Origin of the sequence: Alginatibacterium sediminis, from assembly GCF_003610775.1 — a bacterium.
Taxonomy (GTDB): Bacteria; Pseudomonadota; Gammaproteobacteria; order Enterobacterales; family Celerinatantimonadaceae; genus Alginatibacterium; species Alginatibacterium sediminis.
The window spans coordinates 43,135-56,523 of sequence record NZ_RAQO01000007.1 but is presented as its reverse complement, the minus strand read 5'-3'; the positions used below and the strand labels follow the sequence as shown (position 1 = coordinate 56,523).

Sequence of the window (13,389 nt, the reverse complement as noted above, 5' to 3'; positions counted from 1 at the left end):
AAACTCAAGTGAGCAGACCGCTATGAATATTGCTATCTATATCTATGATGACGCTGAGGTGCTGGATTTCTCGGGGCCATTTGAAGTGTTTAGTACCGCAAAACGCCTAGTACAGAATGATTGGGACATTTTTCTAGTTGCTCAATCAGCGCAAACCGTCAATGCGCGCGGTGGTTATTTAGTGGTTCCGCATTATAGCTTTGATAATCATCCAGATATTGATCTGCTGGTCGTGGTTGGCGGCGTGCATACGGCCGAGCTTGAAAAACCCAAAGTGATTGATTGGATTTACGATAATGCCCAAACCGCAGATCTAGTGGCCAGCGTCTGTACCGGTGCGTTTTTACTCGCCAAAACAGGTTTGTATGATGGCCTAGATGTGATTACCCATTGGGAAGACGTCGCCGACTTGCGCAACAGTTTTCCCAAGCTTAAAGTGAAAGACAATCAGCGCTGGGTGAGACAAGGCAAGTTTGTCAGCTCCGCTGGAATCTCTGCTGGAATTGATATGAGTTTGTACTTGGTGTCCGAGTTGGCTAGCCCTGAGCTTGCAGAAACAACGGCCAAACAAATGGATTATCATTGGCAAACTGAGCCATCAAATTGATTCCATTAAATAGTCGAGTAAAAGCCGAATCTTGGAACAAAGATGCTGATCCTAATGCGTCTTGAGATAGCTTTGGATTGCGCATATAAATAGTCTTCGCGAAGCAATTTTTGGGACAATGTAGGTGTTCAGTTTGGCAGGTAGGCAAAAAAATACTAGTTAGGTTAACTAACTAGTATTTGAAAAATAATTATTGCTTTAGTTAAGCGCGTTAGTTAAACGCGTTTTTTGAAACGTCGAGCACCTAGACCGAGCAAAGATAGAGCGAAGATAGCTATACTTTCTGGTTCAGAAACGGTTGCAGGGCTAAACCCATTGTTAGCTTGGGCTAAAGAAATAGAGTAATCAACAACCTGTGGGGTATAAAGGGTACTAAAACTAACGGGATTTGCGCCGCCAAGGTAGTAATCTAAAGGAATACTCGAGTAGTAAACATCACCTAAGCCATATTCGTAACTAAAATCTACAAGCTGACCGTCAACACCGTTATCAAAAATTGCTGTATATGCTTGGTCGATAGACGACTCCAATACATAACCATGGTTTGAACTACTGCCGCCATCTAGGGTTAAGTCGTTAATGCTAGAGCCTGCAACGCCGCTGGCTTGTGCAAGGTCAATGTTACTGCTGGTGTTTCGAGTGAAAGAAAAATTAGATGCGCCTGGTATAAAGTTCTCACCACTGGTTACGAAACGGTCATGGTACATTAATACGCCGCCATGCATAACGTAGCTTTCTATTCCAGCAGAGTAAGTGCTTAGCTGTGAACTGTGAGCGTCATTACGGCCGTTTAGCCCCCAAACCACATCGTAAATACCTAGGTTTGAAAAATCTGATATAACTTCAATGGTATGGCCTTGCGCACTAGCAATACTCACTGCATTTCCAGTACTTGCACCAAAGACTCCAATTACACCCGCGTTGGCCGATATAGAAATCGTTGATGTTGCCATCACAGCGCCTAAGCATACTAACTTTACTACATTGTTCATTAATTATACTTTCCATGTGTTTACAAAATCCATTTTGTAGATGCAAAAAATGAACCACTATAAAAAATTAATATAAAACAGATGGTTAAAACTAGTAGCTTCGTCCAATTAAGTGTAAGTGTAAAAAAATATGACAATAATTACCGGTAAAACATGTTTCTGTTTTGTGGATAGGTATAAGTGAGTGTTAATAAGGTGCTGAATTTTAACTGTTTATTGTTAACTATAATGTTATGAACCAAGGTGTCGAAAAGAATGGGGACGCTAAAGCAAGTATGTGAATTCCCGTGGTATTTCAGCCGGTATTGACATGAGAGTGTACTTGGCGACCGAGTTAGCCAGCCTTGAGCTTGCAGAAACAACGCCCAAACAAATGGACTATCACTAGTAGACAAAAAAACCTGCCAATTGACTCGATGTTTATATATTGGCGACTAGATAATCGATTAACAGTCTAACTTTTGAAGACAGATGTTGCTTGCTGGGGTAGAGAGCCCAAACGCCTTCACGGTCGTCTTTGTATTGGCTTAATACTTCTTTTAAAGCACCGGAGCGCAGTGCGTCACCGACATAATAGTCGGGCAGTTGTACTAAACCTAGGTCTTGTTTTGCGGCATTGAGCAGGGCAAAGCCACTATTGCACTTCACCCGACCGGAGACGCTAAGTAAGCGGGTTTTCTGATCTTGAGCAAAACGCCATTGATTGACGCTGCCCACAAGGCATTGATGGTGCTTTAATTCATTTAGGGTATGTGGCTGTCCTCGAGCCTTTAGGTAATTGGGACTGGCGCACACAAATAGCTGGCGCGGTGCCAGCTTGCGAGCGATTAAACTGCTATCAGTTAAGGTCCCTAGACGCACCGCTAGATCGAAACCTTGTTCATGCATGTCGAGCTTTTGATTACTGAGGTGGAGATCGAGCTCCAGCTCGGGGTAGTGAAGCAAAAAAGAATACAACAAGGGCGCCAGCTTTTGTTCGCCATAAGTGACCGGGGCGGTTATTCGGATTAGTCCTTTAACGGTGCGCTGCATTTGAGTCACGCTCAGTTCAGCTTGCTCGAGTGCTTCATTTAGAGCCTGACATTGATAGAAATAACTTTTACCAGCATCGGTTAAGGCCACGCTGCGAGTGGTTCGATTGAGTAACTTAGTGGCTAAGCGAGACTCCAAAGCGCCTACTTTTCTGCTTATTTGGGCCACCGATGTGTTCAGTTTTAGTGCCGCTTTGGTGAAACTGAGCGTTTGTCCAACCGCGACAAACTCGTTTACGCCATCCCAATTTGCCATGAAGTTTCCCATAGTGATTAGTCATTCCAGCAAAACATTATTACAAATGAGTAATAATGTTTTGCTATTTAGAAGGATTATAACGCTAGTGCAAGTATATATACTAAGCGTAATTCGACATGTCGAAGTGACATGGGAAACATCATCTATACTTTTCATACAATCGTTAGCTGCAAAGCTAAGGCATAGGAAACTGACATGACTGATCAATTTATAAAATCTAAAGCCGCTGTAGCCTGGGGCCCAAATCAGCCTCTAAAAATGGAAGAAGTAGACGTGATGCTTCCGCGTAAGGGCGAAGTGCTGGTCAAAATTATCGCCAGTGGTGTTTGTCACACCGATGCTTTTACCTTGTCGGGTGAAGATCCCGAAGGCATATTTCCATCGATTTTAGGGCACGAAGGTGGCGGAATTGTTGAGATGATTGGTGAAGGCGTCACGAGCGTTGAGATAGGGGACCATGTGATCCCTCTGTACACGGCTGAATGCGGCAAGTGTAAATTTTGTTTATCGGGTAAAACCAACCTTTGCCAAGCGGTGCGTGAAACACAAGGCAAGGGCTTAATGCCCGATGGTACTACCCGTTTTTACATTGATGGCCAGCCTATCTACCACTATATGGGTTGCTCTACCTTCTCGGAGTACACGGTACTACCTGAAATATCACTCGCCAAAGTCAATAAAGAAGCGCCACTTGAAGAAGTTTGTTTGCTTGGCTGCGGTGTGACCACGGGCATGGGCGCTGTGTTAAATACAGCCAAAGTGCAAGCCGGTGATACGGTAGCTATTTTTGGTTTAGGCGGCATTGGACTGTCAGCCATAATTGGAGCTCGAATGGCAGGGGCTAGTCGCATCATTGGGATTGATATCAACGAAAGTAAGTTTGATTTGGCCAAGCAACTAGGTGCTACAGATGTGATTAATCCTCAAAAGGTGGATCTGCCTATTCAGGAACATATTGTCGCGCTTACCGACGGAGGAGTGGATTACTCTTTCGAATGCATTGGCAACGTAGATGTCATGCGCCAAGCACTTGAATGTTGCCACAAAGGCTGGGGTGAATCAGTGATTATTGGTGTTGCTGGAGCTGGACAAGAGATATCAACCAGACCATTCCAACTGGTTACCGGTCGCGTATGGCGCGGAAGTGCATTTGGAGGCGTCAAAGGCCGATCAGAGCTGCCTGAAATTGTTAACAAGTACATGGCTGGTGAATTTGGTTTACAAGAGTTCATTACCCACACCATGGGCTTGGACAAAATTAATGAAGCCTTTGATTTGATGCATGAGGGTAAAAGTATCCGCAGCGTTATTCATATGGATAAGTAACCCCATAGATAGGGTGGCTTCGTGTCCGCGGCCACTTATTCTTAATGTCGAATCGATCTAGGTGACCTAACATGTCTTTAGAAAATATTAGCCAAGCCAAAGTTTTTTCGGGCTGGCACAAGCAATATCAGCATCAATCTTCAGTTCTAAACTGCGGCATGCGCTTTGCCATCTTCTTGCCGCCAAATGCCGCGCAAGATAGCCCGGTACCGATTCTCTATTGGTTGTCAGGGTTAACTTGCAGCGATGAAAACTTTATGCAAAAAGCCGGTGCTTTTGAAGCGGCGGCTAAGCTTGGGATCGCAATAGTAGCGCCAGATACCAGCCCCAGAGGTGAAGGCGTTGCTGATGACGAAGCCTACGATCTTGGTCAAGGAGCTGGTTTCTATTTAAATGCCACCCAACAACCATGGGCTGCGCACTATCAAATGTACGATTACATTGTTGAGGAGCTACCGGCCCTTATTGAAAGCAACTTCCCGGTGTCGTCGGTTAAATCGATAGCGGGGCATAGTATGGGTGGGCATGGCGCGCTGAGTATTGGCTTAAAAAATCAGGGTAGTTATTGCAGTATTTCTGCATTTAGTCCCATCAGTAATCCAATGCAGGTTCCTTGGGGACAAAAAGCATTTTCGGCCTACTTGGGTACAGACCGTGACACTTGGAAAGCTTATGACAGCGTCGAGCTACTCAAGCGAGCGCAAGCTCAAATGCCCATTTTGATTGATCAAGGCGATGCGGATAACTTTTTGGAACAACAACTTAAGCCAGACGCACTGTTAGCAGCAGCTCAGCAACACAATAGCCAACTCCAATATCGAAGCCAATTGGGCTACGATCATAGCTATTATTTTATCGCCAGTTTTATAGCGCAACACTTAGACTTTCACGCCAAACATATGCAAGCAGAGTAGGGAAACGGAGCCAAATTGGGCACTGCCAGCCACACACGGCGAGTGCCTTGGTACTGATTCAGATTTGGTTCTATGGACTAAACTGCTACCATATACGAAATAACCACTTGAGAATTGTTTGAATGAACCGCCGTAAGAAAACCAATCAAATTTTAAAAGCGCGTGCGAAGCGCAAAAATGCTAAGTCTGCTACAAGCAACAAGCCAAAATATATAAGTAAAGCCGACCGCGCAAAAATGGATGCTGAGTTCGAAACCGAAGAGCAGCTTGTACTAGAAACCCAATCATCTTCCGAAGACTAGATTTGCTCTTCGTTGAGATGGTTAAGCCTTAAATGAATTCTTTTCAGGCATTGCTCACGAGTATTAGCCCCTTATCTGCGCAAACATTAGCGCAACTTGAGTTGATACTGGTTGCTGATGGGTTAAAAAAAGGGGATTTCTTTATTCGCGAAGGTTGCGTTGCAACCGAAATCGCTTTTCTAGAACATGGCGTTGTAAGAGCTTTTTACACCAATAAGCAGGGGAAAGAGTACAACAAAACATTTTTTACCGCTCCGGCTATCATTGGTTCGTATGCATCGCTGATTAGTAAAAAAAAAAACAGCTTACCCCAGCAGGCCTTAAGTGATTGTTCAATTTGGCGATTAAACTATGCTGCAATTGAGCGTTTGTCTGAGAATAACGCCGAGTTAGAGCGGCTGCGGCGCAAAATTGCTGAGCGATTCTTTGTCGCCAACGAAAAGAAACAGCTTGAAATGGCCTTGTTGGAAGCCAAAGAGCGTTATTCTATATTCAAACAAGAGCACCCAGGTTTCGAAGACATAATACCGCAGTATCATATAGCATCGTATTTGGGCATTTCTGCCACACAACTAAGTCGAATTCGGAAAAACTAGTTTATATTTTTGTTTATTTACATATGTAAATGCTTCGGTCTCAATATCTATCCATGCTTGCGTCTAATCAATTACTTTATAGGCACAAGATTATGTTTCGTCATCCGTTTACTATCTTATTTCTGTTTGCGTCAGTTTGGAATCTCTGCGGCGCGTTATTTGGCTTTTTCAACACTGAGTCTACCTTTGAGCTTATGTTCAATCAGCAACTCAATGACCCGCTTATGCTTGCCATATATCAAGGCTCATGGGGCACTACCTTAACCTATGTGATTGGATATCTGCTTGTGGCTCGAAATCCAGCCAAGCACTATGGAGTTGTGATTACAGGTAGTATTGGCAAACTTGGCTTTATTGTTACCTTGTTAAAGCTCTATTTCTTGGGCATTGCCGGCCCTATCGTGTTCATGATTGTTATGGGGGATGTTGTATTTTTGGCCTTGTTTGCGAACTACTTTTATCGCCTATTCAAATCACAGGGCAGCTATTCCAAGGCCAAAGAAGCTAGAGCGTGAAGCCCTTGGCTTAACGACCGTCAATGTTTCTTTTGGTCTGCAACGACGCAAGCAAGCTGGGAACTTTGGGTTGGGAGTAATAAGTAGGTGGCTAAATGGGAGTAGAGTTCTTTATTATTGCTGTGCGGTGTTCAGGGTAACGCTTAGAAGTGAGCTATGCTTAAAGCTTAAGTGGCTCACCCACCATTTGTTTGCGTTGTTTGTGTTTATTTATTGGTAATGGTTCTAAACTAGCGCAAATGAAAGGTGGCTAATCAAGCCATGAATTCGAGCTCAATCACCGGCGCTTATTTCGGCGGGGTATTGGGTCTTACGTCGCTAAAGGATTAACCATTGCACTCCAATAAAATCGTTATGCTCGGCGCTACCGGCGCTGTAGGAAATCACGCCGCATTAGCCTTATCAAAAATGCCATCGCTTAATAAACTGACCTTACTTGGCCGACGCGAAGCGGAGAATGTCGTAGGTCGGGCTGTCGTGCAGCATGAAGTAGACATTTTTTCACCGAAAGCATACGAGCCGTTTTTAAAAGGGCACGACACCGCAATTTGCACACTTGGTGTGGGTCAACCATCAAAAATGAGCAAAGAAGACTACATTAAAATTGATAAGATGGCAGTTTTAGAGTTTGCATCGGCCTGTAAAAAGGCAGGTATTACTCATTTTGAACTACTAAGTTCGGTTGGAGTGAGTCCAACATCGTCGTCATTTTATTTACGCGCTAAAGGGGAGCTAGAAGATGGTTTGAAAGCACTTGGATTTGAGCGATTAAGCTTATTCCATCCATCAATGATTATGACCCCCACCAATCGATACGGATTTTCACAAGCGCTTGTTCTTGCAGTGATGCCATTCATTGACCCATTGCTTGTTGGAAGTCTCAATAAGTATCGCAGTATTTCTTGCGCGAGACTGGGAACGGCTATGGCTAATAATCTATTTCAAAATAGTCAATTGACGGGCGTAGAGATACTACATTGGCGCGAGTTTATTGAGTTATCTAAGCAGTAATTACATGTTGAATCGAGATTTAAGCGCTGCATCGACAAGGCTAATCACTGGAATTCTATGCCGCGCTGCTATGGTGACCCTCAACGTTTTTTTTAACCAAGGTATGCAGGTTTGATTGTAATTATTGGGGTGGATTCTTAGCTCATTTTTACCCAATTGTTTGCTCGGCAGTTAGTCCAATAACCCAAAAAATCCCGCCTTAACCCTGTGCTAAAATAATAGTTTTACTAAGCGCCTCTTCAATGCTTTTTCTAAGTAATAACTTATCATGGGTGTCTTGATATCCTACTTTTTATTTGGTCAACCAATAGCGCGATAATTAGCCAAAAGCCTCTGTTAGCTCCTAGATTTTAATCTAAAATGGCGGCGAGTTAGTCCAATGATTGCTATCGTAAAAAAGGTTAGACTTGTAGACTCATTAACACTTACAGCAGGACCGCTCCCTTTAATGCTTTTTACTAATAGGCTAGTGGTCACTTCATTTGGGTCGTCCCAAATAGAGGTGGCGAAACTCTTTACGCCACCGTTACTCGGGTCATAGCTATTGTCGTTATGTCTATATACGCTTTCCGCTGTATTTACATCTGTACCATAAAAAATATCCCAATGTGTTTGGCGGGTTAACGAAATTTCGTTAAATCTACCTGTAGTTAATGCGCCGCCGAACAACATATAGTTGGTTACTTTATACCTATACTCACCACTATTAATTCCAGTTTTTACGAAATACCGACTTAATTTATCTTCGCTGATCTGAAAAAACATTTCAAAGTCGTCGTGCAAGTCAATCCCTCTATTGGTGTCGTTTAGTACAACACTCCCAGAGTCTGCGTTTTCGCTAATCCCCACAGAGCTAAAAATGGTATCAAAAAGTAAGGATGTTTCTTCAACAGAGGCATATCTGTAGCCTTCAAACTCGGAAGAGGTATCTATTAAGTTTTCTACCTGAACTCTAGATAGTCCTTCGGTCAAGTTAAAATCAAACCATTCTAGGTTTTCTAGACCATCTGAGTCGATTATTAGGCCCGCATGAACTAGACCGCTAAATAGTGTTAGCATACTGGCAAAAGCCAAATTAACAGTACTAATACTCACGTCGCACCCTTTATTAAATTATTCAGTTAGTTTTGTTCTTAGTCGGCATTTCTAAATAAGCGTGTTTCATAGAGCAATAAGTAAGCCAGCATCAAAAAAGGGTTTAGTTTTATATAGATACAAACATAGGGTAAGAATTAAAAATCATAATTGTAAAAAAAATAGACATAATAGACACGAGAAATAAAAGAAATAAAAGAAATAAAAGAAATAACAAGACACCACGAGAGTGGCACACTCGTGCGATTGTTTGTTTAGATTCATTGGAAACAATTTCACCAAAGGATCATTTACCTAACTTTGTTGTTGATAGTATTTTGCTATCCGAAAGTGGTAACAAAACACTGGCTAGTACGATAAATAGGCGGACAAAATCGGTATTTATTAAAATATAGAGTTTGCAATCAAATAGCACCTGAACATCGAAACCTCTCCTCATAAAAGAGGTTTCAATTTAAAAGAAGCGAAAAGATATTGAGAGACTTGTATGTCCTTCTGTGCACAGAGGGCATGCCTCAAGACTATCAGTCATTTGTTGTTGATGGTTGAGCCGGAATCTTACAGAAGCCTTGTGCTGGTACATTGAGCGCAGCATTAAACTTACTAGAAAGGTTTTGAAAGGCGATTAAACCCGTTAATTCAACAATGGCATCTTCTGAATAAACCGCTTTCAACCTCTGAGCCAATTCATCCGATACCTGAAGATCAGAATAGGTCATGACTTCACAATATTCTATCGCTAGACGTTCTTCATGGGTGTATATATTACTGTCACGCCAAAACTCTAACTGATCTACTTTAACTTGTGCCCCTGCACGCTCCATTAATGTTTTGGAGTTAATGTCTACACAAAATTCACACCAGTTAATCTGTGATACTCGGACTGTCACCAGAGAGCGGATTACCGGATCGATTGGAGATCGTCTTCGGTCTAATGCACCGTAAAGCATTGCCACGGTTGAGAATAACCATGGGCTTCTTCCCCAAAGTAAACCAGGTTTTAATACTTCTCCATATTTTTTCTTCTGTCGCCAGAAAAAAGGCCTGATGAATACTGGGTATTCATTCACATTCTTTTCATTAACTAACATCATATCCTCGGTCGTGTCTATGGTGACTTGTAAAGTGTCATTACTGACAGATATGATATCTGTTTCCATCGTTGTTCATAGAGTGTTAACTATGGTTGAGACATCAATGTTATTTATATAAGAACCTACGCAAAGCAGATTTAGAGGGTTAAAAAAATTGGCGAAAATATCTACTGGAGACTTGGCGGTCTTAGTAAGTAAATAGGTAATATCTGCACACTTTGACTCATTACGACTAACTCCACTCATTTTACTCAAAAGCCCTTAGGCTATTGTTCTAAAAAGCTTTTATCCAAAATTGGGTTGGGCAAAATACCAAACAAGTGTAAAAGACCAAGACACCCATTATAGTGTCACTCTCAGGATGATGGCCTAGGCTTAGGTGACTATTTTATCAATAAAGTTCTGTGATGCCTAGGCCCCGTAAGGAGCAAGTTAGTTTATCGGATACGCCTTACTACCATTGTATTTCGAGTTGTGTACGTCGTGCTTACTTGTGTGACGAAGACCTTGTAAGTGGGCGCAGTTTTGAACATCGTCGCCAGTGGGATGAGGATTATCTGCTTAAGCTTGCTGGCATATTTTCGATAGATGCCTGTACTTATGCAGTGATGAGTAACCACACCCATTTGGTGTTGCACGTGAATCAATAACAAGCCATCAGTTGGTCAATGGACGAGGATCTACAACGTTGGCACAGCCTACACAAAGGCACCTTGCTTACTCAGCTCTAACTAGCTTGAGTCCACTTACTGTGGCTGAGATACAGCAAAAGAGGCTAAATTCGGGAAGAATGACGATTTCATAGTTCAAGTCTGAGGTCATCATGGTCTAAAAGGACAATTGTTTTTGAGGAAGTGCTTTACTAACTTATCATGGGTGTCTTGTTATCCCTTTATCAAAGGCTCTCTCAACGAAAGGGTTTTGTTGAGCATGGGTGTAATGGGGTTCCATAAAGAGACTTACGGTGAGCAACTCTAACAGGGTTTCTGCTAATCCATTTGCTGGTTTTGCCAAAAGCTGTCGTATCTTCTGCTATTTAGGAGCCTATCATCTAACTAGCTTTTCCCCCTAAGTTGTGAACGGTTGACTATCATTCACATACTATTCTCGTTGATTTTACCTAGCAAAGGTGATTCCAAAGCTTTTAATGCTTAGTGTTACCATTTGCAGAGCACGCAGGGGAGACATAGAGCGATACAAAGCTGTCAAATATCTCCGTGCTAGTAAACTATTCAACTTCTTAAATTGTTACTCCGGCTAGTGATAAAGCTCAATATCCGACGCGTTAATGACGTACCCAGTTTGAATATCTTGATAGCCATCAGAAAGTGCAACCGACGTATCAACAGCCCCTGTTTTAATATCTCCTTTTACCCATACTGGCGTGTATAAACTTTGTAATTCATGGCCTTCAGGAAATTCGACCAAAATCGTTTGGTTTACTGGTGGGGGCGGCGTGTGAATGCAAGCCCCTGCGGTTGGTACCAAAATAAATTGGATTCCAACTAAGCCTTCCATTTCAAGCGGAACTAAAAAACCAGCGATTTTCATATCGTTAATAGTAAGATCGGTAATAATCTCGCTCGCTTGCTGTGTTCGTTGTATAAGCAGTTCACGTACGTTTAAGCCAAACTTTTCAGCCAATGCCACGCGTTGCATGTATCCATCGTTTTCCATTGGACTTAACTGACGAGTCTCTTGAACGACTTCATAGGCGTATATCTCAGAAAGTAGCGCCTTATCCCCAGGAGAAAGAGTTTGATATTGATTCTGCAATGGTTTTAATGACTCCCAAGATACATTTTCAGCGGCTTGTGCAAATAAACTAAAACAACAAGCAATAACAATTAATAATGCATTTTTCATTTCAATATCTTCTAATAAGAATAAGGGCTTATGAATAGATGGCTAAGAAATTCTTAGCCATCGTTTCGTTTTATATCAGTAAATAAAACTCAAATTATAGATTTTCTAGGTTGTCCATAAGTTGGTAGAAGAACCCAATAGAGCGCCCGTACTCTTCAACTAAAATACGTTCGTTGACACCGTGGAAGCCTTCGAATTCTTTTACGCTTTCTAATTGAATAGCCGTCATAGTGTATACATCTGGGGCAAAGTCTCGAGCTTGGAAATGCTTAGAATCGGAACCACCAATGACAAAGAACGGTGATACGATAAGGTCATTACCCCAAGTTTGACGAATCGTTTTCTCCAACATGGCATAACCTGAACCGCTAGGATCCGCAACATTGGTAGCAGGGGTTGACGCTGAGATATCACGAATAGTCATTCTTTCATCACCGATCGCTTTCTTCACATGTTCAATGATCACCTCTGGAGTGTCACCTGGCATTGGTCTAAAGTTCACAACGGCGGTAGCTGCTGGCGGTAACACGTTATCTTTAATGCCGGCATTAAACATGGTTACTGCCGTTGTAGTGTGAAGCATGGCACGAGTAACCTGATTTTTAGACATGACCTCAATGAAGTTTTTCTCTAAGTCAGTGACAGTGTCATTGTCACCATAGGCTACGGCTTTGTAGAGTGGTTGTTGCGCTTCTGGAAGCTCTGGACCCATATAACGGTATTGGTATCTTACAGCATCGTGAATTTTGTAAGGGAATTGTGCAGCTTCAACTTTCTCAACGGCTTTGGCTAAGGCGACAATATTCGACTCTTCTCCCGGCTGTGATGAGTGTCCACCAACTCCGTGGATGGCAATCTCTAGGCTAACGAACCCTTTTTGAGCAATCCCAATCAATGCCGTGTTTTCACGAATGCCAGGGAAAATTCCGGGTACCAGTGGTGCGGATTCATCCATAACAAACGCAATTTTCTCATAGCGTTGTTCAATGATATCAGCGGCATGCTTGGCTCCCTCTGGCCCGCCGACCTCTTCATCGTGACCAAATACAAATAAAATGGTTCGTTCAGGCTGGAAACCTTCTTTTAACTTCATTTCAGTGGCTTCTAACAGTGCTTGTAGTTGGTTTTTATCATCTAAAGAACCGCGGCCCCAGATATAACCATCTTTAATCACACCTGAAAATGGCTCTTCTTTCCATTCATCGCGAGACTCTTCTGCGATCGGTACCACATCTTGGTGTGCCATAAAAATAGCGGGAGGCAATGATGGATCTTTACCTTCCCAGGTGTAAATCAAGCTGAAAGGGCGTGGGTCGCCGACTTCTTCTCGCTTAAGTGTTTTGTGCACTAATGGATACGATTCTTCAAGAAATTGGTGATAGTCACGAAATGCTTGTTCATCAAAATCACTACGGTCTTGGTTAGAGATAGTTTGAAACTGAACCGCTCGTGATAAGCGCTGTGCAGCGCCTTCTACATCTACTGGAATTTCAACTTTCTCGACACCTTTCATTTGCATAGAGCTAAAGTCTTGCTCAACAGACCAAGCCGAAATGCTAGCGGTAAGCGCCAAAGCAGAAGCGATACTAGTAAAGAGTTTTGATGGTTTTGTCATGAATTAGGCCTTAAATAGATAAAAAGTAAATCTGCGTTTTCGTTAATGCGGTAACTATAGGTGAACAACGTAAACTCAACTAATCTCTAGCGAAGGACTCCATCCATCAATAGACGCAAGCTTTAGCTAATAAGCGTTAGTGTATGAGAAAAATAGGCTTGAACAT

The 13,389-nt window shown here is 42.5% G+C and carries 13 protein-coding genes and 1 pseudogene; 8 read left to right on the top strand and 6 right to left on the bottom strand.

Features of this window, described 5'->3' with window-relative positions:
- The first annotated feature begins 22 nt into the window (after nucleotides 1–22).
- Nucleotides 23–607 (top strand): DJ-1/PfpI family protein, encoded by a 585-nt coding sequence (locus DBZ36_RS13265; protein ID WP_120355446.1) that lies wholly within the window; start codon nucleotides 23–25, stop codon nucleotides 605–607.
- Between the two features lie 215 nt (nucleotides 608–822).
- On the opposite strand, the gene DBZ36_RS13260 is transcribed toward DBZ36_RS13265, so the two are convergent.
- On the bottom strand, nucleotides 823–1,599 hold the full coding sequence (locus DBZ36_RS13260; protein ID WP_120355445.1) for a PEP-CTERM sorting domain-containing protein: 777 nt from the start codon (nucleotides 1,597–1,599) through the stop codon (nucleotides 823–825).
- 420 nt (nucleotides 1,600–2,019) lie between these two features.
- Complete coding sequence (locus tag DBZ36_RS13255; protein WP_120355444.1) at nucleotides 2,020–2,886, bottom strand: LysR substrate-binding domain-containing protein; 867 nt, start codon at nucleotides 2,884–2,886, stop codon at nucleotides 2,020–2,022.
- 198 nt (nucleotides 2,887–3,084) lie between these two features.
- Between DBZ36_RS13255 and DBZ36_RS13250 the strand changes: the two genes are divergently transcribed.
- The 6 genes from DBZ36_RS13250 to DBZ36_RS13225 all read left to right on the top strand — a co-directional run bounded on the left by DBZ36_RS13250 (nucleotide 3,085) and on the right by DBZ36_RS13225 (nucleotide 7,553).
- Complete coding sequence (locus tag DBZ36_RS13250) at nucleotides 3,085–4,215, top strand: S-(hydroxymethyl)glutathione dehydrogenase/class III alcohol dehydrogenase (RefSeq protein WP_120355443.1); 1,131 nt, start codon at nucleotides 3,085–3,087, stop codon at nucleotides 4,213–4,215.
- 71 nt (nucleotides 4,216–4,286) lie between these two features.
- The gene (gene fghA / locus DBZ36_RS13245) at nucleotides 4,287–5,129 is read left to right on the top strand and encodes an S-formylglutathione hydrolase (RefSeq protein ID WP_120355442.1); all 843 of its coding nucleotides are present in this window, start codon (nucleotides 4,287–4,289) and stop codon (nucleotides 5,127–5,129) included.
- 122 nt (nucleotides 5,130–5,251) lie between these two features.
- The gene (locus DBZ36_RS13240; protein ID WP_120355441.1) at nucleotides 5,252–5,431 is read left to right on the top strand and encodes a DUF2986 domain-containing protein; all 180 of its coding nucleotides are present in this window, start codon (nucleotides 5,252–5,254) and stop codon (nucleotides 5,429–5,431) included.
- A 32-nt stretch (nucleotides 5,432–5,463) separates the two neighbouring features.
- Nucleotides 5,464–6,027, top strand: a complete 564-nt coding sequence (locus DBZ36_RS13235) for a Crp/Fnr family transcriptional regulator (RefSeq protein ID WP_120355440.1) — start codon at nucleotides 5,464–5,466, stop codon at nucleotides 6,025–6,027.
- A 92-nt stretch (nucleotides 6,028–6,119) separates the two neighbouring features.
- Nucleotides 6,120–6,542 carry a hypothetical protein gene (locus DBZ36_RS13230; RefSeq protein WP_120355439.1) on the top strand — a complete coding sequence of 141 codons (423 nt, stop codon included), beginning with the start codon at nucleotides 6,120–6,122 and terminating at the stop codon, nucleotides 6,540–6,542.
- Between the two features lie 333 nt (nucleotides 6,543–6,875).
- Complete coding sequence (locus DBZ36_RS13225) at nucleotides 6,876–7,553, top strand: NAD(P)H-binding protein (protein ID WP_233558137.1); 678 nt, start codon at nucleotides 6,876–6,878, stop codon at nucleotides 7,551–7,553.
- A gap of 336 nt (nucleotides 7,554–7,889) precedes the next feature.
- Here DBZ36_RS13225 and DBZ36_RS13220 read toward each other — a convergent pair whose 3' ends face one another.
- Entirely contained in the window at nucleotides 7,890–8,648 is a 759-nt protein-coding gene (locus tag DBZ36_RS13220; RefSeq protein ID WP_120355437.1) for a hypothetical protein, read from the bottom strand.
- A 524-nt stretch (nucleotides 8,649–9,172) separates the two neighbouring features.
- The gene (locus tag DBZ36_RS13215; protein ID WP_199711872.1) at nucleotides 9,173–9,808 is read right to left on the bottom strand and encodes a carboxymuconolactone decarboxylase family protein; all 636 of its coding nucleotides are present in this window, start codon (nucleotides 9,806–9,808) and stop codon (nucleotides 9,173–9,175) included.
- Between the two features lie 341 nt (nucleotides 9,809–10,149).
- Here DBZ36_RS13215 and DBZ36_RS20470 point away from each other — a divergent pair.
- Nucleotides 10,150–10,467: pseudogene (locus tag DBZ36_RS20470) on the top strand (transposase); the annotation flags it as partial.
- Nucleotides 10,468–10,999: 532 nt separating this feature from the next.
- Here the strand turns inward: DBZ36_RS20470 and DBZ36_RS13210 are convergent.
- Nucleotides 11,000–11,608: a DUF3299 domain-containing protein gene (locus tag DBZ36_RS13210; protein WP_120355436.1), complete on the bottom strand. Its 609-nt coding sequence runs from the start codon at nucleotides 11,606–11,608 to the stop codon at nucleotides 11,000–11,002.
- 94 nt (nucleotides 11,609–11,702) lie between these two features.
- Nucleotides 11,703–13,223 (bottom strand): M20 family peptidase, encoded by a 1,521-nt coding sequence (locus DBZ36_RS13205; RefSeq protein ID WP_120355435.1) that lies wholly within the window; start codon nucleotides 13,221–13,223, stop codon nucleotides 11,703–11,705.
- Nucleotides 13,224–13,389: the final 166 nt, after the last annotated feature.

Bases quoted from the DNA above. Each gene is read 5' to 3' on its own strand.
- DBZ36_RS13265 (WP_120355446.1), top strand. From the start codon at position 23: ATGAATATTGCTATCTATATCTATGATGACGCTGAGGTGCTGGATTTC.
- DBZ36_RS13260 (WP_120355445.1), bottom strand. From the start codon at position 1,599: ATGAACAATGTAGTAAAGTTAGTATGCTTAGGCGCTGTGATGGCAACA.
- DBZ36_RS13255 (WP_120355444.1), bottom strand. From the start codon at position 2,886: ATGGCAAATTGGGATGGCGTAAACGAGTTTGTCGCGGTTGGACAAACG.
- DBZ36_RS13250 (WP_120355443.1), top strand. From the start codon at position 3,085: ATGACTGATCAATTTATAAAATCTAAAGCCGCTGTAGCCTGGGGCCCA.
- fghA (WP_120355442.1), top strand. From the start codon at position 4,287: ATGTCTTTAGAAAATATTAGCCAAGCCAAAGTTTTTTCGGGCTGGCAC.
- DBZ36_RS13240 (WP_120355441.1), top strand. From the start codon at position 5,252: ATGAACCGCCGTAAGAAAACCAATCAAATTTTAAAAGCGCGTGCGAAG.
- DBZ36_RS13235 (WP_120355440.1), top strand. From the start codon at position 5,464: ATGAATTCTTTTCAGGCATTGCTCACGAGTATTAGCCCCTTATCTGCG.
- DBZ36_RS13230 (WP_120355439.1), top strand. From the start codon at position 6,120: ATGTTTCGTCATCCGTTTACTATCTTATTTCTGTTTGCGTCAGTTTGG.
- DBZ36_RS13215 (WP_199711872.1), bottom strand. From the start codon at position 9,808: ATGGAAACAGATATCATATCTGTCAGTAATGACACTTTACAAGTCACC.
- DBZ36_RS13210 (WP_120355436.1), bottom strand. From the start codon at position 11,608: ATGAAAAATGCATTATTAATTGTTATTGCTTGTTGTTTTAGTTTATTT.
- DBZ36_RS13205 (WP_120355435.1), bottom strand. From the start codon at position 13,223: ATGACAAAACCATCAAAACTCTTTACTAGTATCGCTTCTGCTTTGGCG.